We start from the raw sequence: 24,797 nt of genomic DNA on the forward strand, positions 1-24,797 counted from the left end.
TTTAAAAGAAAGTATGCACAAAAAAAGTTTTAAAAGACAATTAAGTAACTTTAAAAAAAATTGAATAAAAAAAATGAATACTAATTAAGGAGTCGAAAAGTAAATAATAAATCATTATAAAATTATTTAAATTAAAAGATTAAATAAATTTAATTGTTTATTTAATCTATTAACAAATACTATTAATAGTTGATATTATTTATCTAAAAAATCATCATTAATCAATAATTGACATAAATTAGAAATATATAATAAAAGATATATTATAGTAAGACAAACTAAAATAAGGAGAAATTTAAATTATATTAAATCATTCAAATAAAAGAATGTATAAAACAAATGAAAGCTAAAAAATAATATATAGTACTATTCATGTATATAAAAGAACATTTTAATATAAAAATATATAATAAAATAAAAATATTACTTGCATAACATGTAATAAGAAAATACTTATTTAAGCGTTATAAAAGTTAGTAATTGTTTTGCCTAGAGCGTAAACAATATTTAAAAAACTCAAAAATCTATAAAAATTTTTACTATGCCTTTTTTTATTAAAATATAAAAGTTTGATGTGTAAAATTTAAAAAAATATCATAATTTTATAAAGCTTTTAAATACATGAATAATAATAAAAAAATACTTCAAAATAGGGAGAAGTATTTTTACGAAAGACAATTTGTATAATCAAAAATGCTTTTAATTTATTTTTTGACTATTAAGTATATTAGAAATTATCATTTTATTAAGTTTTTTATATTTTTATTTAAATAATTTTATTTTTGACAAAGCATCCTTGGCAGCATTTTGTTCTGCTTGTTTTTTGTTTAAACCTTTACCTATTCCATAAACCATATTATCTAAAATACAATTTATTGTAAATAATATTTTATTATTATCTATTTTTTCTTGATTTACAAGTTTATAAACTAGATCACTTCTTTTATCTATTTGTATTAATTCTTGAAGTTCAGATTTAAAGTCAGATTTAAAGTCCAAACAAGCTAATAAATTATTTGGTTCTAAAATTGTTTTATTTAATCAAATTTGAAGACTTTCCAAACCTAAATCCAAATAAATAGCAGCTGTTAAAGATTCGTATAAATCAGCTAGTATATTATCTTTATCAAAACCTCTAGAATCATGTTCACCAATTCCTAATCTTACATAATCTCCAAGATTTAACTTTCTTGCAATCATTGCAAGGCTTTCTCTTTTAACTAATGAGCTTCTATATTTTGACAATTCTCCTTCATTTGCTTTCTTAAACTTATTAAAAAGATATAAACTTACATTTAATTGTAATACTGCGTCACCAAGAAATTCAAGTCTTTGATAATGTCTTTCTTTTTTGTTTTCATTAGAATATGAGTTGTGAGTTAAAGCTTCTACATATAGTTCTTTATTTTTTATAATTATATTCATTTTTTTAAAAAATTCTTCAATATCCATATTAGGTAATTTTTAATGCCTCTTTCATTTTTTCTACTATTCTATTTTTTATAGCACTATAAGTCATACTTAAAGTTGCATAAAATGATATAGCATCACTCGAACCATGTGACTTAAACGCTATTTTGTTAACTCCAAGAAGTATAGCACCTGCATGATTTTTGTAGTCAAACTTTTCTCTAACTTCTATAAATGCTTTTTTCAAGCAAAATGCAGCTATTTTTCTAAATATGTTTTTAGTCAAACTATTTTTTATTTCTGTTAATAAGTTCTTCCCCATACCCTCGGCAGATTTTAGAGCCACATTACCACTATAGCCATCAGTTACAACAACATCTACAAAACCAGATGTGATATATCTCGGTTCGAGATTACCATAAAAATCTAAATATTTATTATTTTTTAATAATTCATAAGCTTTTTTATGAATTTCTGTCCCTTTTGTTGATTCCTCTCCAATATTAAGTAAAGCTACTTTGGGATTTTTTACTTGTTTTATAACTCTTGAGTAAGCATTTGCCATTATTGCAAATTTTTCAATATCTTCTGGATCACTCTCTAAATTTGCTCCAACATCTAATAATAATGTTACTTTATTTTTTAAAATTGTAGGTATAACAGGCATAAATGCAGGTCTCTCTATACCTTCTAATCTTTTTAAAATAAATATACATCCAGCTATAAATGGAGCGGTTGCACCCCCAGTCGTAACTCCATCAGCAATATCATCTCTCACAAGTTCTAAGGCTCTCACCATAGAAGAATCTCTTTTTCTTCTAATATCCATAATTCCATCTTTCATGTCAATTGTCTCTTCGCAATTGAAAAAATCTACTTGTTCAAGATTATACTTTTTATTTTTTAAAAAACTCTTAATCTCAAATTCTTTCCCTACAAATATGATTTTTAGATCTTTCTTTTCTTTTAGTATTTTTAAAGCAGCTTCAATCGCTGGTTTAAAACCATTATCAGAGCCCATAACATCGAACGCTATCTTTATGTATTGCATTTAATTTTCCTCTCTTATAAAAAATATATTTACATTATATATTAAAATAAAAAAATGCATAATGAATAATATTGTATATTTAAATTGGAATAGGCGATTCTAAAGGCAATATAATTAATCTAATGCTAATTATTATTTTTATTATGAATTCAGACGATAATCCTATAACCACTTATGTATTTCTTATTTATTTATATATAATTCGAAAAAACAATCTTTCAATAATAGTTTTCAATTACATTAAGTGCATCAAGTTTAAAACGTTCTAAATAATCAACAAATAAGAATCTATTAAATTTTGTATCATATATTATTCATCAGTAGTTTTTTAACTACTATTGGTATTACATATTAAATTTTATATTGCTTAATAATTATTATAACTTCATAAATTGTTTTTTAACAGCTTCTAAAATTATATTTAAGCAAAATTAAAAACTATGATATTTCTAATATTAATTATACGAAAATATTCAAGCAATTAAACTGTTTATCTAAAATTATAATTTTTAAATAAGATTATTTAAAAACTATTTGAAAACTATAAATAATAGTAAAAACTTGTTTTAATAAATTAAGCAAGTATTAATTTTTTTTCAAGTTTGTTTTTTTGTTTGCTTGTATTTAGCAACAATAATAATTTTATTATATCGTTACCCCTTTATAAATTTGTAGTTACTAATAATCTTAAATGCATCAAAATTTCAAAAACTATATTTGTAGAACCAAATTTAACCTATTTTTATCTAAAAATATTTATTAACTAAGTTGCTATTTATTTATGTTTAATTTTATTTTATTTTTTTAGTAGTATATCTTTATTATTGTATGTTAATTTAGAAAGTTTATGAATGAGGGAATGCACTTATCTTTAAAAATTTTTCATAAATTAGCAAAACAATTAGCAATTTAATTAGGTCTTTTCATTTATTTTTTAGTTTTTATTTCCGACTTTAAGCCCATTCTTTTTTGTCATTTTTCATTTAAATAGCAGCTTCTTTTCAACAATAATTTAATTTTTAGATTTCTTAAGTTACATTTATCTATATTTTAAAATTTTTTCTGCTAAATTTTTAGCTCTTTTTAAAGTTTTGAATAGCGCAAATTTTAATAGCAAATAATTTTCTTTATTATCTGTTTTTTTTTCATCATCTAAAAGCCAACATTATAAAAAAAACTATTATTACTATTATAACAACTTAATTTTATAATACTGTTATTCCGTTCTAACAATATAGTTATTTTTTTATTTATTTCGATAATTACAATATTATATAAGTTTATTATTTATGGGCATTTAACTTTACATATAATAAAAATCACTCTTTCTAAAAATTATGTATATAATTTTTAGAAAGAGTGATTTATTTTACAAATAAAATTTTTTAATAAATTATATTTAAACCATTTCAATTACAGATTTGTATCTTCAAAATGATTGACTTTGTTCTCCTCAATTAAATCAAATATTGTCTGTTCTAAATCTTATATTTATAAAGTCAAGTTTAAAGTCAAAATCAAATTGACTAACATTATTTTTATAATAACCGTCCATTACAAAACCTTTTTGCAAATCGCTTTGTTGAACATTAATAGAAAATCTATTTCATGCAACGTTTGATGGATCTGTGTCAATTTTTCATTGATAATCTTTTTGATTACCTTTACTTAATAATTCACTTCTAGCCTCAAATTGTTTATTGTTATTTACTGCAATTAATGATAAATTATCGCTAAATTTATCTCGGATTCTTTGTAAAGGCAAATATATTTTATGCACATTATCATAATATAACTCACTAACGCTATAAGATTCTCATAATTTATAATCACCACCATCATAAGCAGCTATTCTATAATCATCAGTTCCTTTATTTGTTCCAAAAACTTTATGATATGACTCAACACCATCTATCATGTTATTTAACACAGACTTAAATTCACTTGAATTTTTATCAACGACACTTAAATCTGTATTATCATTATTTCTATTTAAAACATAACCAACTCCAACAACAATATCATTTAAATCTGTTTCAAAATCATTGATTTCTAATTTCAAACCTTTAATTTTTACAAACTTTAAATTTACTGTTTTTTTAAGAGTTTTTATAACTTCATCTTTATTTTCATAATTAGAATCATCACTAAGTTCTGTGTTACTATCTATAATACTATTTAAGTAATTTTTATATCATTCATTTCAGTTTTCACTTAAGTAACTTTTTAAATACTCATTTTCTTCTTGCTTTGCATTTTCGTTATATTTAGTTTTAAAAATATAATCATATAAGTTTTGATTTGATTTATAAATATTTTCATCTTCTTTATTTGTTCAATTTACTTTTTTTTCTTTTCAAGCCATTTTAGATTCTGTATTAGCATTAAATGAATGGTCTCAAAAATCTTTTATATTTGATCAATTTGTTTCAATTTCGTAATTAGTTGTATTAATTTTAACTCCATAATTTTCTAAGTTTTCAGTTAATTTATTTTGAATATTACCTTTTATGCTGTTTGAATTTTCATTAAATTTTTTTATCATAGACTCGTAATCATTAGTAAAATCGTTATTACCGTCTATTAAAGATGATTTATCTTGCAAAAAATCAAACTTTAACTTTGATTTTTTGCTTTGTATAAATTCATACAAAGCTGTATTATCTGTTATTGAATACTTAAAATTTATAGGGTTAGAGTATTCAAAAGTTGTTAAAGTTCCATCTTTTGAATTACAATTTAAATTGATTTTTAATCATGAATTTGCATATGCAAAAAATGATTCATTACCTTCTCTTTGTTGTACATCATTATTAGAACTATTAAAATTACCTTTATAGTACTGTACAAATGCTTCTTCCGGATCATTTTCAAAAAACTCTCTATTTATATTGATTAAACTATCTTCATTCAAGGATTTAAATAAAATATCATACTCACTTTTTTTAGTTAAATCAATTACCTTTTTTTTAAGATCTGAAAAGTTTAATAAAGATTGAATATCGTTAAAATATTTAGTTTTATTTTGTGGTCCGTCGGTCTTTTCAAAAACAGTTTTTAATTTATACTGATTATTATTATTTTGTAAACCTTTTATTGCAGATTCAAGACTATTAGAGTTTAAAAACTCATGCTCCTGATTTGATTCACTTGACGATGCAGATTGAAATCATTTTTTTGAAACCTCTTCAACATGACTAGCTATAATATCGTTAACTTCAAACTTATATTTACTTAAAACTTCTTCATAACTATCTGCTATTGGACCATCTTCTGATTGATCACTATCTTGTTGTGTTGATTTAGGTTTACAAGCTATAATTGAAGTTGATGCACTTATACCCAAAGTAATTGTACATAAAATACTCATTAATTTTTTCATTTCTATCTCCTTTTAAAAATATTAGTTTTCTTTTTTAACTATTTTTTCAATATAACTTTTATGCAACAAAACATTTTCAACAGTGTAACTACCATACACTTTGTCTGTTCTAAAACTTAAATTTAAAAAATCTAATTTATATATAAAATCCATATATAAAGTATTTCCAGACGCAGAACCTCCTGTTTGATTAAATATTATTCCAGGTGTATCTTGATTTCATAATTGATTAAACGGATCATTTGATAGACTTTGCTTTAAACTAAAACCTAAAGGTTTACTTGAATCTCTATTTAAATCAAAACCAATTTCAAAGTTTTTTTGATTACCTGAAGTTAACAAATCATTTCTCGCCAATACTTGATTGGCAATATTTTCTTTTAATGAAAGGATGCTGTTATAAAACGGAGAATATATATAGAATACTCAATTCATATTTGCAAGTTTTGTATTTTCAAAGGTGTTTCAGATATCATATTTTCCACCATCAAAAGCAAATAATCTATAATCTTCATATCCATCTTTGTCAATTTTTGTTGGAGTACCAATACCGTAAATATCTTTAAAAGATTTTATTCCTTTTTCCACATTTGTTAAGACAGCATTAAAAATAGTTGCTTTTTCTAAAGCTTCATTGTTTGTTGTTAATTCTAATATATTTTCATTTTTATTAACACTAAAACCAGAATAAATTTTTAAGTTAGCTATATCATTTTCATAATCACCAATTTTTACTTTTAAACCAGTTATATCCAATAATTTTATATTTATAGTGGATTGAATAGCCTTTAAAATGTCTTCTGCCGACTTATTCCCTTCTCTTCCCTCAGAAAATACTTTATCTACATTAAAATCATCTTTAATTAGATTGTAATATTTACTATACATATCTTTAAAATTGTTTATAAAGTGATTTTTTAAGGCAATTTCATAACCATTTTCATCTTTTTTTGCAGATACATCTTTTAAGATGTAATCATATAAATCTTGGTTACTTAAAATCGATTCATCTTTTCAAGCATTTACATCTCTTTCAGTTTTTCAAGCGTATTTAGTTTCATCAACATTTTTATCTAAAGCATAATTCCATATTTCTTTTATATCTTTACCAAAATTATTAATAATAGATTCATTTTTATCGTCAAACACAAAGCTTGTATTCACATCTGTTTGAGCGTTATTTTTAAAAGTATTTAAAATTTTATTTTTTAAATTATCATTATTAAATTTTTCATTAAAAGTTTTTTCTATATTTGCAAAATCATTAATAATTTTGTCTTTATCTTCAATTGAACTTTCAATTATACTAGATGTATTCGCATCTGTTTCTGCTAGTAAATCATATTTTAAAGTCTTTAAAGATTTGTTGATAGCATCATATAAATTGATATTTTTTGTTATTGAATAATCAAAACTAAATTTATTTTCAAAATTTTCTATTTTAGTTCCGCTTTTATCTAAATAATTAAATTGTAAATAAATCTTAGAGTGAACATCAACGTTATTAAAATCGCTATCATGCTTTAAAAAAGCTTTAAAATCACTTACATCTGTTTCATCAGTTTTTTCCATATTTATTGTAACTAATTGGTCTTCACTTATATTTTTTATTAACAAGTCATATTTTCCGGTGCTTTTCAAAAGATTTAAACTATACTTAATTGAGTCAAATCCAATATATGGTTTTACATCTTCATAATAATAATTTTTTGCTTCATTATTTTTAAAAATATCACTTAATAATACGTTTGAATTGGCTTGCGAATCTTTAGGTATATAATTTTTTATTTTATCTAAATTTAAAAATTTATTATTATATGTGCTTTCTTCTTTAGCGTATCAATTTATACTAGATTCACTTAATTTTTTAGCTACTATATCATTAACTACGGATTTATAATCGTTTAATAAAGTTTCATAAGTATTTTCTTCTGCATTTTCATCATCAATATTTTCTCCTGTTTTTTTTGCTTTACATGCTATCTCATAAGAACTCGCTGAAATAGATAAACATAAAGAACTTAATAATATTAATAATTTTTTCATAACATCTCCCCTTAGATTTATTTTATACCAAAATATAAAACTTATAATATAAATATTAAATATTTATATAAAAGTTTAAATTTCTTTCTTCTTATTTAAAAAGAAATTGTTTTTATATAATTCAATATATAATTAGAGATTTTTTAAAATTTTTAAACTATTATTATTTTTAATCAATCTCTGTATTTTACAAAACTTTTATTTCATACAATTATTCAAACATTTAGCAGTGTCAATATGTTTAAATATTTTTCTTAACATTGATTGCATAATTTTATATTTTTAAGTGCATAGCTGTTTATTTATTTTTTTTAAAATATAGCAAACATGATATTCTACCATTGATCATAATTTTATATGTAAATCATAAAGGATAGTCGATATTAATAGATTAAAATTATAGCTTATTTATAATTTTTGAGTTATTAAAAAAACCTTAAATTTAACTCCATCAATACCTACAAAATTAACTACTTTACAAAATATTTTACCTAAATCTTTCTAATTTAATTATTATTTTTTTATTTACTTAAAACAGACCTTTTTAGGTACTTTACTGGGGTTTTTAAAATTTTAGTTTTACATTCTTATTTTTCTAATTATTTTTTTTAAATACTTTGTACTTTTATTTTTGAAAACTTTTTATTAATTAAATATCTCTTTTGTAATTTGAAATTACAAAACTAAGCTTATATTTAAATTCTAAACTTTTTTTATACAAAAATATTAAAGATTCTAAATTATTTTTTTATATTTTATTTTACTTTATATTTTATTTATTTAGTAGTGAGCAATATTTTTAATTTTTGCTCACATTATCAATTTTAATTACAAATTTTATTTTTACTAAAAACACAATAAACTTTTTATTTTTATCTTAAGTCCTTATTAATTGGATAAGTGCTATAATATTTTGTGCATTTTATTTGCCAATGTAGCCAATGGTCATATTTATTTATGATGAACCTTTATTTTTTGTATATTTTTTAGGCGCACTTCCCGTTTTAATATAAAAGACCCGTTGCAAAACTTGTAGACTTTGAACTCATTAATTAAAATTATTATTAAAAAGATATTTTCTCCATACGAATTATGTATATAGTTTTTTAAGTTCTTAACTATGTGTAACATAATTATAAAAACACATTATAAGCTAAAATCACTGTATAGATATTTAAATAATTTAGTTATCTTATTTTATAATTATAAAAACATTCATTTTTTATAGTTTTAAAAAAAGTCTTATTCTCGATTATCAGGAGAATTACCTCTTCTTAATATTTGCTTTTGTTTGGATTCTTTTCCCTCATTCAAGAGCGCCTTCACCTTTATTTTTAATTTCTACTTTTCATCTTTTGACTGTACTTTTTTTAACATCATATTTCAATGCAACATCTTTCGACCAACTTTTTTTAGATAATTTAATAATTTTAATTTTTCTTTTTTTTATCATTGTTTTTTATATAAAAAGAACACCTCTCAATAAAATTTTAACAATAAAAGTAATTTTTACTATCAATTTTATTTTAGATGTTCACTTAGTTTTGTTTTTCTTAATATAAAATTTATTAACTTATGTCAATTTTTCTAAATCTATTCATTGCAATAAATATTAAAACTATTGTTGATGAAAAAATAATCAATAATGAATATAGTGGATCAAAATATTTATTATAAGTATCTTTAATAATAACATTAGAGTCATCTGATTTAAGATTATAAATAACATATGGCAGGAAAATGTTTTCTTGTTTTCTTGTATTTATAAGAGAATCATTGGAATATTCAAATCAAATATTATCATTATAAAACCCAGTATATTGAGTAAAATAACTTCATGTTGCATAAAATGGATTTAAATACGAAATTGCTTCTGCTATTTTTAGGTTTTTTTTGAATTGCACATAATTACTATCTTCTCGTAAATTTAATGTTGTTAAGTAGTAATAATTAGTAGTGTAAGGAATGAAATATTCCTCTAATATTCTAGCAGTAAACATTAATGGAAAGTTCATATTTGTATTTATATATTCTTTCAAAGAATTTGTATCATCATCAAATAAACCTACACTTGGATTTGTTGCATCCGGTCTAGAACCTGTCATTAATATATTATAAATAGAAATTAGATCAGATTTTGCCAACACAACACTTTCTTTGTTTTCTTGTTTTAAAACATAATTTGTTTGTTCAATTGAATTGTAACTTACATTTACGCTTCCTTTGAAATTTTCAGATTCACTCTTAGCTTTAATAGAACAATTAGTTTTTGTTTGTGTTTGTTGATTATCTATCTCAACATCATTTTCTGTTATATTCAAACCTGTATTAGCTTTATTTAGCGAATTAATTATTTGCTTAAGATTTGGTAAATCTTGATTTATTTCTAATTTAATATCACTTAAATTTTTTTGAGGCAAATTATTTAAATCAAACTTGTCATCTTCTCCCTTAACAAATTTTTCCACTTTTGGAGAGTTAAGTTCTTCTCCATATAATCAAATATAAGTTTTAAATAAACTAGATTTATCGCTTAACATGTTAGGTATTTTTGTTCAAATTTCTTGATTAAAGTTTAATAAATCATTTAAAATATTTTTTTGCTCAATTGAAGTTTCTTCAGAAGCTATCATTTCTTGTAATTGTTGTGTTGTTTTGAAAGTGCTCCCCAAAGAAAAGTTAACATCAACTTGATCTGTTATTTTTCAATTACCAGTTTTTGATGAAATCATATCACTGTTTAAATAACTTAACTTGCCGCTCATTTTGTAATCTTTTTTTGTTTTATCAATTACATTTAATTGTTGATCTCAAAAATTGTTATATCTGTTTTTTAAATTTGATGCTAAATCTTTATTTGGTTTAAGATTATAATCATTTGGGTTTTCTGATGAGAAATCAGTTAAATAATTATTTAAAGCTTTTGCTAAATATTTATACTTAATTTTTCCAGTATTTATAGAATTTTGTAAATTAAAACTTTCATAAATATCTTTTACTGAAATTACAGTTTTTATTGCACTACTATCTTTTTCGTTAATAGTTAAATTTAATGCTTCATATTTAGATTGAACTAGTTTGGCAGGTATATTCGCAACAAATGATAAAGACATTAAAATTGTAGAAATTATTAAAGTTGGTTGTGAACCTAAAATTAAAATTAAAAAAATAATAAAATTTAAAAGTGCTATTACAATAATTAAAGCAAAAATTAAAAAGTAGGTTGTTTTGTGAAAAACATATTCACTTACTTTAAAGCCGTGCATAAAAAAATATAATGCATTGAAAATTATATAAGAGAAAATAACAGAAAATACAATAGTTATGAACATTGTTAAATATTCTGCAATAAAAAACTTACTTCTAGAAATATGATTGGATAATGCTATGAAAATTGTTTTATCATCTTTTTTTCTCACAAAATAAAAGTTAATAATTCTTATAATAATTAAAAACATAAAAACATTTATAAAAATAATTACATAAAAATCATAAACTTCATTCATCATTTCTCCAGATTTCATAAAAGAAAAAATAACAGCTACTAAAATACTAAACAAATTTGCTATAAAAATAAATATTAAAAAAGTTTTTTCGAAAAATAATATTTTAAAAGAAAACCTTATTAAAGATAATAAAGATATATTTTTAACATTAGAACTAATTTTTTTTAATTTTTCTTCCATAATTCCACCTTCTAATAATTTTGAAAACTTTAAATCTAGTAAAAAGTTTTTTCATATTTTATGAAAATTTGTCTATAAATGATTTTACTTTTTTTGTATTTATATTTCAGTCTTCAATATTATCTTCGCCATCTTGAAAGACAAGTTCTTTTTCAACTTCAATAGGTTCATCATAAATAGTTTCATCATCGTACTCATATTTATTTACTATACTTTTATCAATAATTACTACTTTATCATTATCACTTTCTTTATTTAATTCAAGGTTGTCGTTTATTTCACTTTCCTCATTTTGAATATTATTCAAAGATTTTGTGCTATTTTCCTGATTTGTAAGTGTTGTTTTTTGACTTTCTTTAATTAAATTATTTTCGTTTTTGTTTTCATTAGCATTTATATTAAAAGATATATTATCATTTATATTGTTATTTGTTTTATATTTTTGATCGTTATTTACTAAATCGCTTTTATTAATAAAATCAGCTGAATTATCTTTTTGATTTTGTTGAGTATTTGGTTTGAAAACTTCTTTATTGAAACTATTCATATATGGATAATTACCTTGATATTGCAAACTACTATTTTGAGAAAATATATCAGGTTCCATTAAATTCTGAGGCAAACCATTCATCTGATTCATATTATTGTATAACGAGTTATTTATTAAAGGTGCTTGTTGCCCAAAAAATGAGTTTTGGTAATATGGATTAAAGTATGGATTCGTCATAGGTAGCATACCTCTATTCAATTGTTGACATACCATAAAAGCACTTTGATAATTATTATAAACCCCACAAAAAAACCTATTTTGGTCTAAAATATAGTAAATATTATCTTTTAAGCATAGAATGTAGTACATAAATAACCTCCTTTTTCATTTTATTTATTTTACGATTTTAACTTTTTTTCTTTCTTCTTTTTTAATTTTGTTTCAAATGAATTATTTTCTTGTATTTCAAATGAATTATTTTCTTGTGTTTCTTGATTAATATTATTTTTTGACTTTTTTTTCTTCATCTTTTTTTTCTCAGTTAATTTATTTTCGCTAGGCTCTTCATTATTATTTAAGTCTTCTAAATTTTGTTTTTCTTTTGTTTTTTTTCCTCCGTCAATAGCTTTATAAATTGACTCCATATTTATTGGTAATCTAACTAAATTTAAAACTGGGGTTTCTTCTTTTAATAAAAACAAGAAAATTCAGTTAATTTCTTTTGTTGATTTAGTACCAAATACTACTGAATTTTCTTTTTCATCATATTTAAAAACACTAATGTTTTTTTTAATTAAAAACTCTTTAAAACCATTATAATTAAAACTTCCGTAAAAATATATTTTATATTTAGAGTACATATTTAATTGTTCTTTTGATCCGTTAAAAACTTGTTTTCCATCTTCTAAAATTATATAATCATCTATCAAATCGTTAATTTCGTCAATATTATGAGATGTTATTAAGATAGTTTTATTATTATTTTTATAGTCAACTAATAAATTTCTCATTTTATTCCTTCATGAAGAATCTAAATTTGCTCCAGGTTCATCCAAAACTAATATATCAGCATCTTTGATTGCGCAAATGATTAAACTTAATCTATTTTGCATTCCTCAAGAAAAATTTTTGATTTTCTTTTTAGCGTCTTTTTTTAAATCAAAAAAATCTAGTCAGAAATCGATTTTTTCATTAACTACTTTTTTATCAACACCAAGAACAATACACATATTTTGTAAGTATGTAACTACATTCATTTCATAAAGCGAAAAATCCATTTGTGTATAAAAACTTACATTTTTATTTGCTAAATGCGAATTCCTTTTCTTTTTTGAATAACCGCAAATATTTACATCTCCTGAAAAATTTGTAATTGCTCCAATCATTGTTTTAATTGCTACAGATTTACCGCTACCACTAGCACCTAAAATAGCTGTTATTTTTCCTTTTTTAATTTGAAAATTCAGTGGGCCTATTGCATTTTTTTTAAATTTCTTTATATAATTTTTAAACTCCATTACATAGTTTTCCAAAACTTTCACCCCAATATTATTTATTATACAATAAAAATGGACTTTTAACAACCTTATAATGTAACCAATCTATAAAACTTTATTTTTAAAATTTAGTTTAATTAATAATAATATATTACATAAATATAGTAAATAAATATAAATTTAATATGTTGTTTTTATAGATTATATTTAATTTTTATAAAGAGTTTCTAAATAATTAAAGTATAATGAAAATAAAATTTTTTATAAAAATATGTTACATATTTCTTAAATTATAAATACCAATTTAAAAATATAAACAATCCAGTAGGATAGAAGATTTTGTATATAATATTATTTATTTTTTTAATTTAAGAGTTCAAATGTTAAAGATAGATTGAGCCTAAATTTTTTCAACTATTCCAAATAAAGAAAAAGAGATGTTTACTAATTAAACAATTTAATTATAAAAAATCATTTATTAAGAAATTAAATTAATAAAAAAAAAAAAAAATGATTCACATATTTAAGGTCAACCCAAACTATATATATTTTAATAAATTACTTTTAAAAAATTCTTTGGAAGTATTTTATAAAAATTTTTATTAGTCTATTATTAGAATAATTTTATATATAACCTTTAATATAATTTATAAAACTTTTATTGTCTTCAAATTTATAACTTACATAATAATTTTGTTTTATACTTTTAAAAATTTTTCTACTATCGAGTTTGTCAAGAAGCATATTTTTCTATCACGCTTTAAATAATATTGAGATTGTTGGTAAATTTTTTTTATAATTAAGCTCTAAATTGTGATCATCTATCAATAAAGAAAATACTATTTTTTTAAATCATATTTATTAACCAGAACTTCATACTGTTAATAAGTTATTCATTTGTTTTATTGTTTGCCAAATATGTTAAAAATATAGTTTAGAATATTTATCTATAAGCAAATAAGTATTTTTACTTTAAACTCTTATATATCCAAACATATTTTTTTAATGATTTATTTACATAAATTTCATTTTATTTTTTCTTTGTTTTTTTATGAATTAGGAGATGTATATATCGGATCTTTGTTTTTTTATTATAAGGTTTTCATTTTCTTCTTTTTTCACCATTTTGATAACTAAATCTTATGCTTCGATAGAACTCAAAATAGTGTTTCAGCATAAAACAAATTTTAGTGCAATTTTTTATGTCCTCATTTTGATATCTTCCATATTTTAGATCTTTATTATAAGAACTTATCTTATAAATAAATCATAACATGTGTCTATTTTGGTTACATATTCTTTTGAACCATTTGCCAATCATATTTTATAAGTTTTAGGATTAATGTTTAAAAGATTAATTAGTCATGATATTGCTATATATTTTTGATTGTAATTTTTTGCTATTTTATAAAATTCAATATTTACTTTTTGTTTTTGCATTCCTTAACTAGAGATAATGTATAATTTTTTATAACTTCGACTTTACTTGTTAGTTTTTATTCTCTTTTCTTTATATTAAGTTTTTCTTCTTAAACGTTCCAACACTTGCTTCTATTTTCCAAACTAAATTGTTGACATATTTTCTACTTCTACCTCTTTGTGCATAAATTAACTCAACATCCCTTTTTGTTCATAACTATTTTTCAAAACATAAATAGTTGATGTTTGTTTATTGTTTTATTTTAATGCAATATTCTTGCGATAATATCTGTAGTTGTAAATTCATCTATTATTTTCTTTTTTTCTTCAGCGCTAAATAACTTTGTTTTTGCAATAAAAAAATCACTCTACTACAAAAATTATATACATAATTTTATATTGTTTGTTGTGACCTTTTAATGAATTAAGGTTTTTTAGAACTATTTATTATTTAATATATTTTTTAATTTATTATTTGTTTTTTTATAGCTATTAAATATTTAACATCGGACTATCACTACAGAAGATAAATTTACACTAATTGAGAACTTTTTCCAATTCATTTTTATAACACCTATATTTAATTTCTTAATAATTTTTTATATATAACACTTTTATATTTATTTGTAAAAATATTGCTAAAAATATTATGCTTGACTAGTTTAATTATTGTCAATTTCGCCTATATTTTTTACCTATTCTTAATATTAACTTTATATTGATCTTCTTTTTGTTTATATAATATTGCATTTTTGTTAATAGTCTAGTTTTTAACTCTTTAAAAAAAAAATTACACCTATTATAGTGTAAAATTTTTTTTAAATTATTTATCCAATTATTTATTATATTTCTCTTTATTTTCTTTTTGTCTTAAACTTCCATTCGAACAACATGGACATTTCTTTTGTAGACATATTTGGCAACTAATGCATTTCAAACAACTTTGGCATCCATGAAAAGAACCAGAACAAACTCTACAACTATAGCAATTGTGCGCTCCACCCGGACAGCAAATATCTTTATTTTCTTCTATTTTTTTAGATAAAGGCATATTACTTCTCCTTTTATAGTGTTAATAAAATTATACCAAAAATTTTTTAATCAACCAAGTATGTAAGGGGTTGTTTTTTTATTTGGCGCATTGCTGCTAATCAACCTATAAACATTATTCCGCCAACCGCAACAAAGGAGACTAAAGGGATATAATATAATATCGGCATAGCTATTAAAACCTGCAACTTAATTCATATCACATACTTAATAACTAATCAAACAACTCATGACATTGCATAAGCCCCTAAAAATGCTACTAAAGCTCCAGTTAGGTACCTGCCCATAACCATTCAATTGACTTGTCTATCTTTATATCCCATTGACCGCATTATTGTTATTATGTTTATAGCATCAGTAACAACTATATTCATTATTACTATTAATAAAATAACCAATAAAAATATATCTATTAAAATATACATTAACATTGTATTTGACATTTCTTGCATTATTGCATTTATAGCGGATTTTAAAATCGGAATTACAACTAAGGTTAAATCTGTAGAACTAGCATTCAATGCATATACCATTTTTGGGTCTGCATCTTTAGTATAATTTTGAACTATTTTTAAAATATCTTTTATACTGTCGCTAATTGGGACATTTGCATATTTTAATAATTCGTCTAAGTTTTTATAATATATATCTAATGAAGGACCTAATCATTCTTTTGCACCTTTTCCAAAAGATGTAAGTACAGTTGTTGTTGTTAATTTATTTGCGATATTTAACTGAGAACTTTGTAAATTTTTTATATCAAAATTTCCTTCTAAACTTGGATTTATACTATATTTTTGATTAAAAAATAATTCATCTTTTGGTAAAAATTTATCTCCTAATTTATCCATTAATACATTATAATCTATCAAAATTTTTTGAGACATATTGTCAGCTTTAAGAACTCCTGCAATTTTTGCATCAATTACCATTTCTCCATTTCTTCCAACTTGTAGTTTAAAGTTTTGATTTACACTAAGTTTTAAAATTCTTGCAATTCTTTGAGATACAAAAACATTTACATAATCATTAGAAGAGTCTTTTATTTCTTCTATTTGGTTTTCTTTAATACCTGATAAATTCAATATTGTTTTTGGGTTTCCATATTTATTCGAAAAATCTATGGCAACAATATTTGTATTATCAATATCAATATCATGATAATCAGTAGCAAATCCGGAAATTATTAAAGCTAATAAATCAGTATTTGAATTATATAAAATCCCATTAGATGCTATAAATTGATCATTTGTCCCATCGGTTGCATTAAAATTTTTTGTTGCAAACTCAAATAATCAAGTTTTTAAAATATTGCTCATAAATTTATCAACATTTGATACTTCTGATTGTTCGTTATTATTTTCGTTTATATTATTTCAAATGTTTTCATTTTCATTATTTTCTATAAAATTTCCACTTCCACCTAAGTAGTTTTTATAAATATTTTGTCTATATGCTTCAACATTATTACAATCTTCATATTCTGTTTCACTTGAAACGCAAATGTATTTTGCGACATCACTTAACTTAATTGCGTTTGTAACTTTAGTTTTAGTTTGTTCATAATTTTTTACATTATATAAATTATCTTGGGCAATTCAATTTTTCAGTTTGGTTTTCAAATCTGCTTGAGAATTTGGATTATTTATATTAATAAGATCATTTAAAACTTCTAAAATATTATTATCTAAATTATCAATTTCTGAAAAAGGATATATCAAAGAAAATGTATTAAATACTAATGGCATCATCTTTTTGTATTCATCAGGAATTTTATATGTATTGTTGGTTAATATGAATTTTCTTATATCTGAAATTTTTGTAAATAAATCAGAAATTTCTTGATATTTGTTAAAGTCTTTCAATCCCTGAGATTTTGTATAATTATTTACATCTCCATATTGAGCATAATCTATATAATTAATTGTTGGAGTTTTAGAACTTGGATCAATTCTTATTTTATCTCGATAACTTAATCTTGATTGTCTTCAATAATTATAATAGTGATTTGTTTTATCTGTGAAGATATTAAATGCCCCATTAATCATATTATTAATAATCGGCAGAGCTCTCATTTGTAAAGTAAATAAGAATGAACTAAATCCAATTAATATCATAATTAATATAAATTTTCCTTTACCAAAATTAATAAACGTTTCTTGCATTCTATATGTAAATCCAATACCTTTTTTCTTTAATCATTTTAAAACCAGTTTATTAATTCCTACATAAATTAAAGTAATTGGAATGAAAATATATATAAACAACAATAATAATTTATATTTTTTTTGTTTTGGTCCACTATTCATTAAATCAAGCGCACCTTCATTTAAATAACGATAAATCACTAAATACGAAACTATAGAAAATATAAAAGGTATGCCTATAATTAACACAACTAAGAATCACGGATTAGTATAAACTTGTTGATAGTCAAAAATAACAATATTTTGATAAACTTCTGTTGCTGCTTTAATTTGAAATGGTATTGATAAAAAATAACCTATAGTTATTGCTACAAACATCGTTATAAAAGTCTTAACTGCAAAAACCCAAGTAAGATCTTTTGTTTTGTAACCTAATGATTTAAACACACCAAGTTGTTTTCTAGTAGCGTTAATTTCTTTTTTAAGAACAAATGTAATAAAGAAGAAAGCTAACACAAACAAAATTCCACCAATTACACTGAAAATATAAGTCATTATTGTTAAATTTGTCAAATTATCAATTTGATTAAACTTACTCATATTTTTAAATACAGTAGTTCCGGCATTTATCATTCCTGTAAATCCTTTTGTAGCATCAGATACGAAATATGAATTTATATCGTATTTACTATTTTTAATCATTCTATCTTGATCCATAGTTGAATTACTTGGAAGATTATAGTTTTCTCCTAAGAAATTATTTGCATATAATATGTCACTATCAAAAAATGATTTATCGACATAAATTTGACAATAGTTTTTTGACGAGTCTAAAATATTACTATTATCCGGAGTTAAAGCTGAATATTTATTGGCAATACCAATTATTTTAAAATTAAAAATAGCATTTTTATTTCCTCTTATAGGAAAATTTAGATAAAACATATCTCCTAATTTTAAATCATTTTGTATTAAAAATTCATCATTAACAAAGGCTTCAATTTCATTTGTATCTTTTGTAACTTTTTGTAAATCTTTTTTTAATGCTTTATCAATAACTAGATTATTTAAGTTAGCATCAATTTGGCTCGACAACCTTGAATTGTAACCTTGTATCTGATATGAAAAATTGGTTCCATCTTTGTTATATTTTGTAAATAACTTTTGAAACATATTAAATCTAAAATCTGATTCTTTTGAAGAAATAAACGCTAATACTTTATTGGCAATATAACCTTGAACATTTCTTGATGCATTATATTCTTCTAACTCTTGATGAATTTCTGGTCTAAAAATATCTTTGAAAGCAATAGATAATACTCCTTCATCATCTAACTCATATAGTTTATTTTCTTCTCTTCTTTGTGTTTCACCATTTTGTTCTTCTGCTTTATTTGGATCAACTTGAATTTGATACTCATAATTCATACCAGATCTTGTAGAGTAATAAGCATATTCACTAATTATTTGTGATTCAAATTCGAGAACTAAATCTTTTTTCTCATCATCTGTAAATGGGTTTTCAGATTTACTTTCAGTAAATCTTATTCAATTGTCTGTATAATCTTGAATTGTCTGGTGTGCTTTTTTTGTGAACCATCCATTTTCATCAATTTTTGAATAATCTTCAGTTATTTCTATGTCTTTATCTTCGTATTTTATTTTATAGGATTCACCTTTATATAAAACTTTATCCAAAAAATTTGCATTATAGTTAAATTTATTTTGCATTTGAGAATCTCAAGTGTTAGTAGCATTTTTGACTCCGTTAGCTTTTAAAGAAAGTTGTAAGGGTATCGCTAACATACCCATAACAATCATTGTAAAAACCGCTAAAAATAAAACTGTTCCTAAAGTTTCTACTCAGGTTTTTGTAAATAACTTTAGGTATGATTTAAATATGTTTTTCACAGTTTCACCTATTCCCTAAATTATTATAACTAAAAGCAATAAAATCTAGAATATCAATTTAAAAAATATTTTTTATTATAGTTTATAATTATAAAAAATAAGGGGATTTTAAAATGGAAATATTTGAAGTTGTTTTATTGGTTATAAATTTGTTTTTTTTAGTAGATATTAGAGATATTTTTAATAACGATGAAAAGAAAATAAACAAAAGATATTTTAATCAATACTTAAAAACTGGTTTTTTATATATATTTATTATTATCATTACTTTAACGGCTGCATTATTACTACAGCTTAGTTTTGAAAAAAAATATTCGTATTGTGCAGATATTCCTGGTTATATATGTGCAACTTTTGGTTTTATCATTTATCTAGAACAAATTGCTTTTTCAATTGGATGTACATATTTATATAAAAAAATTAGAAAAGATAGTAAGTCAAAAGCACTAAGAACTTTTTATATAATGTTTATAGTTTTAACACCTGTTCTAGGATATTTTTTGAATATTATTTTTTATTCTACAATGAAAAATAAGGCTGAACTAGAAGGTTATACCTATCAAAGTTGATTGAAAAATAAAAAATCAAGAATAAATCAAAAAAAGTTTGGTTTTGAATCAGCAAATCAAGAAAAATTATAAATATAAAAAATTTTTTAAGTAATTTGATAAAAAAATATGTAATTTGTAGCGATATTTTATTTTAAATATATTAATAACTTTAACAACAATATTTAGTAAGGTTACTTCATATGTACATGCTTATGTGAAATTTACAAACTTGTTTCATGCTAATTTCGCCTAGATCTAATTTTCAGTTTTATCAAGAAATTTTAATTTTATATTACAACCAACAATGATCATAGATTTAAAAAAACTACGGATATATCTAATTAATCAATTAGTTTTTTAATATTTTCTCATTTTCATTTAATTTATTACCTATTTTATATTATTTTTAATTAGTTTTAAATATGTTTAAAGCTAAATCAATTTTTGAGACTTCTTAATAAAATTGTATTTTAAATAAATATAATTTTTAATAATTTAGTTGTTTTTGTATTATAAATATTATATTATATTTTAGTCCGAGGTGAAAAATATGGCAAGAAAAGACAATTTAACAAATAGAGGTCCATTATCAGGTAGTTCTAGATCTCATGCTATGAACTCAAACAAGAGAAAATGAAACCTTAATTTGCAAAAAGTTAAAGTTATGGATGAAAATGGAAAAATATTAAGCGTAAAAGTTTCAGCCAGAACCTTAAGAACTTTGAAAAAACACAATCAATTAGCTAAATAAAATAAGTATTATTTCTTACATTTGTAAGAAATTTTTTTATTTTACAATAAAAAAGCACAAATTGAACTTGTCAATTAAAATTGACATTAAAAATGTGCTTTCTCCATACGAAATTCGTATGGAGTTTTTTTATGTTTCAACATAGGTCTAACATAATTATAAAAATCAATATAATCTGAAATTATTATATAAATATTTGAAAAGTTTAACTCTTTTATTTTATAAGTATAAATACATTCATTTTTTATTGTTCCAAAAAAAGATTCGCACGCTCCATTATCAGGAGAGTTACCTCTTCTTGACATGGATATACTTATCTTGTTTTAATCACATAAACTTTTTCAAGTTTCATTTGTATAAGGACTACCTTGATCAGAATTAATAATATTAGGAGTGCCTCTCTTTTTAATTGCAGAGATAAGGTTTGTATAACATAATTTACCATTAGGACTGTTAGATAATTTTCAATCAACAATTTCTGAATTTTATAAATCTTTTACAACAGATAAATATGCATTTCCTGATGCCGTCTTTATATAAGTAACATCTGTAACTCATTTTTAATTTAAACAATCTGCATTGAAGTTCCTTTTCAATAAGTTTTCATATCTCAAAGGACTAGATTTATCATATTTAGGTACTCTTTTTTTGCGAACAGCTTTTAAATTATTGATTTTCATATATCTATAAACTACTCATGGTTTTAAGTTTTGATTAAAATATTTGTTTAAAAGTAGAGTTATCATGTTGTAACCAAAACGTTCTTTAAATAAATAGAAAATAAATTTAATTTTTATAGCAAGAATTCGATTATAGTTTTTGTTTATAGGTTTTCCATTTTTTAGTCATTTTAAATAACCAAATCTTGAATCGCTTAAATATTTACAAACTAATGACAAAGTAAACTTTTTTGAATATTTAAAAATGGTGAAGTACTTTTCTTTAGTTGTCTTCGCCAAATGCTTTTTTAGAGCTCGCTCCAATTTTAAAGCTTATCTTAATTCTTCTGTTGTCATATCGTCAGGGTCTTCAAAAATTCAATCATGAGATTTAAATTTCTTAATATTTCCTTTTGTTTGGATTCCGTTCCCTCATTCAAGAGCGCCTTCACCTTTAGTTTTAATTTCTGATTTTCATCTTTTTACTGTACTTGTGCTAACATCATATTTTAATGCAGCATCTGTTATTCCAATTTTTTTAGAATCTTCAATAATATTAATTTTTTCGTTTTTTGATCATTGTTTTGCCATATAAAAAGAACATCTCTCAATAAAATTTTAACAATAAAAGTACTTTTTTACTGTCAATTTTATTTTAGATATTCAAAATGTGCTTCTTTTATTCAATTCCCATAATGAAAGAATATACTTCTTGTCCTGCATCAACAACTTCATATTCTACATCAAAATTTTCATCTAAAATTTTTCTTAGGTCACTAATATCTTTGAAAGATGCATCTGTTCCAGTAAATATTGTGATTATTTCTGTTTTGGTTGAGATATATTTTGATAAATACTTATTGAAAAGGTCAACAAGTTTATCTGTAGATGCTATTACTTTTTTATCAACAGACATCATATATTGTCCTTCTTTGACGAATATACCATCAATATTCGCATCTCTTGCAGCTTTATTAATTGTTACTGAAGTAACATTTTTTATTGCTTTAGAGACATTTGATTCGTTTTTTCTAGGTGTTTCTTCTGGATCTAAACTTAAATATCCGGTCATACCTTGTGGAATAGTTTTGGTGTCTAAAACAATAACTTTTGACATTTTTTCAACAGCCTTTGCTTGCTTAGCAGCTAAATAAACATTACTGTCATTTGGGAAAATATAAACTATTTCTGCATCTACTTCTTCAATTGCCTTTAAAAAATCGTTAGTAGAAGGATTCATTTTTGCTCCCCCATCGATCACATAGTCAATATTCAACTCTTCTTTGAAGTATTTTTGCATTCCTGCTGATCTTACAACAGCAATTGTTGCAAACTTTTTAGCTAAAGTTCTTTGTTTTTGCGCTGTAGCTTTTGCTCCACCTGGTAAATTATTTGCATCTTTTACTTGATGTTCGGCTTGAATATTCATATTTTCTACTTTAACTGTTTTAAATTCTCCATATTGTTGTAAATATGTTAAAACTTGTCCTGGTAATAATGCGTGTGTATGAATTTTTAAAATATTTTCATCAATAACAGCAACAATTGATGTGTTTCCATATTGTTCTAGTTGTGAACGAATTGGGTCCACTTTTAATTTATTTATTAAATCGTTATTTAAAATAACTATAGTTTCTGTACAATAACCAAACTCTTGTTCAATTTCTAAATCTATATTACCACCAGTATTTTCTTCTAATTTTTTTAATTTTTGTACTGGTTTAAAATTAACAGCATAGTGTTGTGCACCTTCTAAAAACTTAACAAAACCATATCCACCACTATCTACAACACCAACTTCTTTTAAGGCTGGTAATAAATTAGGTGTGTTTTCCAATGATTTATTTGCTACTTCTATAGTTTTTGCTCAAAAAGTTTTTACATCAATGTTCTCATCTTCTATTGAATTAATAAAATCACTTGTTTCTCGTACAACAGTTAACATTGTTCCTTCAACTGGTTTCATAACAGCAGCATACGCTACTTCTTTTGCCTTTGAAAAGGCTTGTTTTCAAGTATCTAAGGTTAAAGAATCATTATTCTTCATTGCGTTTGAAAATCCTTTAATGATTTGCGAGAAAATAACACCCGAGTTACCTCTTGCCCCCATTATTAATCCTCTTGCAAACTTTGTCATTAAAGCACCGATACTATCAAAGTTTTCTTTTTCTATTTCGGCTAACCCATTTGTGCAAGTTAAATTCATGTTTGTTCCTGTGTCACCATCTGGAACTGGAAAAACATTTAACTTATCAATGTGTGGATAATTATTATATAAATTATTCACACCACTAGTGATCATGCCTTTTAAAATTTCTACATCTTTCATAGTACTGTCACCCTCTAGTATTTATTTGTTTTTTTTATTGTAAAAAAATAATAAAAAAATTGCAAAACTATTTTTATTAGCTTGCCAGTTACATTTATGTTGTAGTTAAGCAATATGAATATCGTCAACTACAACATCTACAATATAATTTCGCATGAATTTACTTGCTTTTTCCAATTCATACTTTACACGCGTTTGGATTTCACTTAAAACATCTCTTATGCTAATTCCATTAATTAACACTACATGAATTTTTACTCTTTCAAATTCTAATGAAGAAGATAATTCAATTGCTCTTGTGATATCTTTTGTCAAAATTTCTTCTTCACTTTTTGCTTTACTATTTGCAAAAGAAATAACTCCTGGTACTGTTACAACTATGTCATTTATAACATCATATATTGATATATCTGCCATTC

18 protein-coding genes are annotated in these 24,797 nt (G+C 22.8%); 2 read left to right on the plus strand and 16 right to left on the minus strand.

Annotation, left to right across the window (positions count from 1 at the left end; all coding sequences use genetic code 4):
• Positions 1-762 precede the first annotated feature (762 nt).
• From rnc to STABA_RS04520, 11 genes are all read right to left on the minus strand, one after another.
• Entirely contained in the window at positions 763-1,452 is a 690-nt protein-coding gene (gene rnc / locus STABA_RS04470; RefSeq protein WP_156006950.1) for a ribonuclease III, read from the minus strand.
• Position 1,453: 1 nt separating this feature from the next.
• Complete coding sequence (gene plsX / locus STABA_RS04475) at positions 1,454-2,461, minus strand: phosphate acyltransferase PlsX (protein ID WP_156006952.1); 1,008 nt, start codon at positions 2,459-2,461, stop codon at positions 1,454-1,456.
• Positions 2,462-3,860: 1,399 nt separating this feature from the next.
• On the minus strand, positions 3,861-5,843 hold the full coding sequence (locus STABA_RS04480; RefSeq protein WP_156006954.1) for a hypothetical protein: 1,983 nt from the start codon (positions 5,841-5,843) through the stop codon (positions 3,861-3,863).
• A gap of 21 nt (positions 5,844-5,864) precedes the next feature.
• Positions 5,865-7,889 (minus strand): hypothetical protein, encoded by a 2,025-nt coding sequence (locus STABA_RS04485; RefSeq protein ID WP_156006956.1) that lies wholly within the window; start codon positions 7,887-7,889, stop codon positions 5,865-5,867.
• Between the two features lie 1,264 nt (positions 7,890-9,153).
• Positions 9,154-9,342: a hypothetical protein gene (locus STABA_RS04490; RefSeq protein ID WP_156006958.1), complete on the minus strand. Its 189-nt coding sequence runs from the start codon at positions 9,340-9,342 to the stop codon at positions 9,154-9,156.
• 115 nt (positions 9,343-9,457) lie between these two features.
• Positions 9,458-11,575: an ABC transporter permease gene (locus STABA_RS04495; protein ID WP_156006960.1), complete on the minus strand. Its 2,118-nt coding sequence runs from the start codon at positions 11,573-11,575 to the stop codon at positions 9,458-9,460.
• Between the two features lie 58 nt (positions 11,576-11,633).
• A complete protein-coding gene (locus tag STABA_RS04500; RefSeq protein ID WP_156006963.1) occupies positions 11,634-12,434 on the minus strand; it encodes a hypothetical protein in 801 nt (266 codons plus the stop codon).
• 29 nt (positions 12,435-12,463) lie between these two features.
• The gene (locus STABA_RS04505; protein WP_156006965.1) at positions 12,464-13,597 is read right to left on the minus strand and encodes an ATP-binding cassette domain-containing protein; all 1,134 of its coding nucleotides are present in this window, start codon (positions 13,595-13,597) and stop codon (positions 12,464-12,466) included.
• Between the two features lie 1,215 nt (positions 13,598-14,812).
• Complete coding sequence (locus tag STABA_RS04510; protein WP_156006967.1) at positions 14,813-15,001, minus strand: hypothetical protein; 189 nt, start codon at positions 14,999-15,001, stop codon at positions 14,813-14,815.
• Between the two features lie 814 nt (positions 15,002-15,815).
• A complete protein-coding gene (locus STABA_RS04515) occupies positions 15,816-16,031 on the minus strand; it encodes a hypothetical protein (RefSeq protein WP_156006969.1) in 216 nt (71 codons plus the stop codon).
• A gap of 46 nt (positions 16,032-16,077) precedes the next feature.
• The gene (locus STABA_RS04520) at positions 16,078-20,088 is read right to left on the minus strand and encodes an ABC transporter permease (RefSeq protein WP_156006971.1); all 4,011 of its coding nucleotides are present in this window, start codon (positions 20,086-20,088) and stop codon (positions 16,078-16,080) included.
• 113 nt (positions 20,089-20,201) lie between these two features.
• Here STABA_RS04520 and STABA_RS04525 point away from each other — a divergent pair, with 113 nt between their 5' ends.
• Both STABA_RS04525 and rpmB read left to right on the plus strand, forming a co-directional pair.
• A complete protein-coding gene (locus STABA_RS04525; RefSeq protein ID WP_156006973.1) occupies positions 20,202-20,729 on the plus strand; it encodes a hypothetical protein in 528 nt (175 codons plus the stop codon).
• Positions 20,730-21,189: 460 nt separating this feature from the next.
• A complete protein-coding gene (gene rpmB / locus STABA_RS04530; protein WP_156006975.1) occupies positions 21,190-21,390 on the plus strand; it encodes a 50S ribosomal protein L28 in 201 nt (66 codons plus the stop codon).
• An 86-nt stretch (positions 21,391-21,476) separates the two neighbouring features.
• On the opposite strand, the gene STABA_RS04535 is transcribed toward rpmB, so the two are convergent.
• From STABA_RS04535 to STABA_RS04555, 5 genes are all read right to left on the minus strand, one after another.
• Positions 21,477-21,707, minus strand: coding sequence for an IS3 family transposase (locus STABA_RS04535; RefSeq protein WP_343031708.1), 231 nt, complete (start codon positions 21,705-21,707; stop codon positions 21,477-21,479).
• A 243-nt stretch (positions 21,708-21,950) separates the two neighbouring features.
• The gene (locus STABA_RS04540; RefSeq protein WP_156006979.1) at positions 21,951-22,373 is read right to left on the minus strand and encodes a hypothetical protein; all 423 of its coding nucleotides are present in this window, start codon (positions 22,371-22,373) and stop codon (positions 21,951-21,953) included.
• A gap of 9 nt (positions 22,374-22,382) precedes the next feature.
• Positions 22,383-22,640, minus strand: a complete 258-nt coding sequence (locus STABA_RS04545; RefSeq protein WP_156006981.1) for a hypothetical protein — start codon at positions 22,638-22,640, stop codon at positions 22,383-22,385.
• An 88-nt stretch (positions 22,641-22,728) separates the two neighbouring features.
• Positions 22,729-24,378 carry a DAK2 domain-containing protein gene (locus STABA_RS04550; protein ID WP_156006983.1) on the minus strand — a complete coding sequence of 550 codons (1,650 nt, stop codon included), beginning with the start codon at positions 24,376-24,378 and terminating at the stop codon, positions 22,729-22,731.
• A 105-nt stretch (positions 24,379-24,483) separates the two neighbouring features.
• Positions 24,484-24,795 carry an Asp23/Gls24 family envelope stress response protein gene (locus tag STABA_RS04555; protein WP_156006985.1) on the minus strand — a complete coding sequence of 104 codons (312 nt, stop codon included), beginning with the start codon at positions 24,793-24,795 and terminating at the stop codon, positions 24,484-24,486.
• Positions 24,796-24,797: the final 2 nt, after the last annotated feature.

The organism is Spiroplasma tabanidicola, assembly GCF_009730595.1.
In the GTDB taxonomy this organism is placed as follows: domain Bacteria; phylum Bacillota_I; class Bacilli_A; order Mycoplasmatales; family Mycoplasmataceae; genus Spiroplasma_A; species Spiroplasma_A tabanidicola.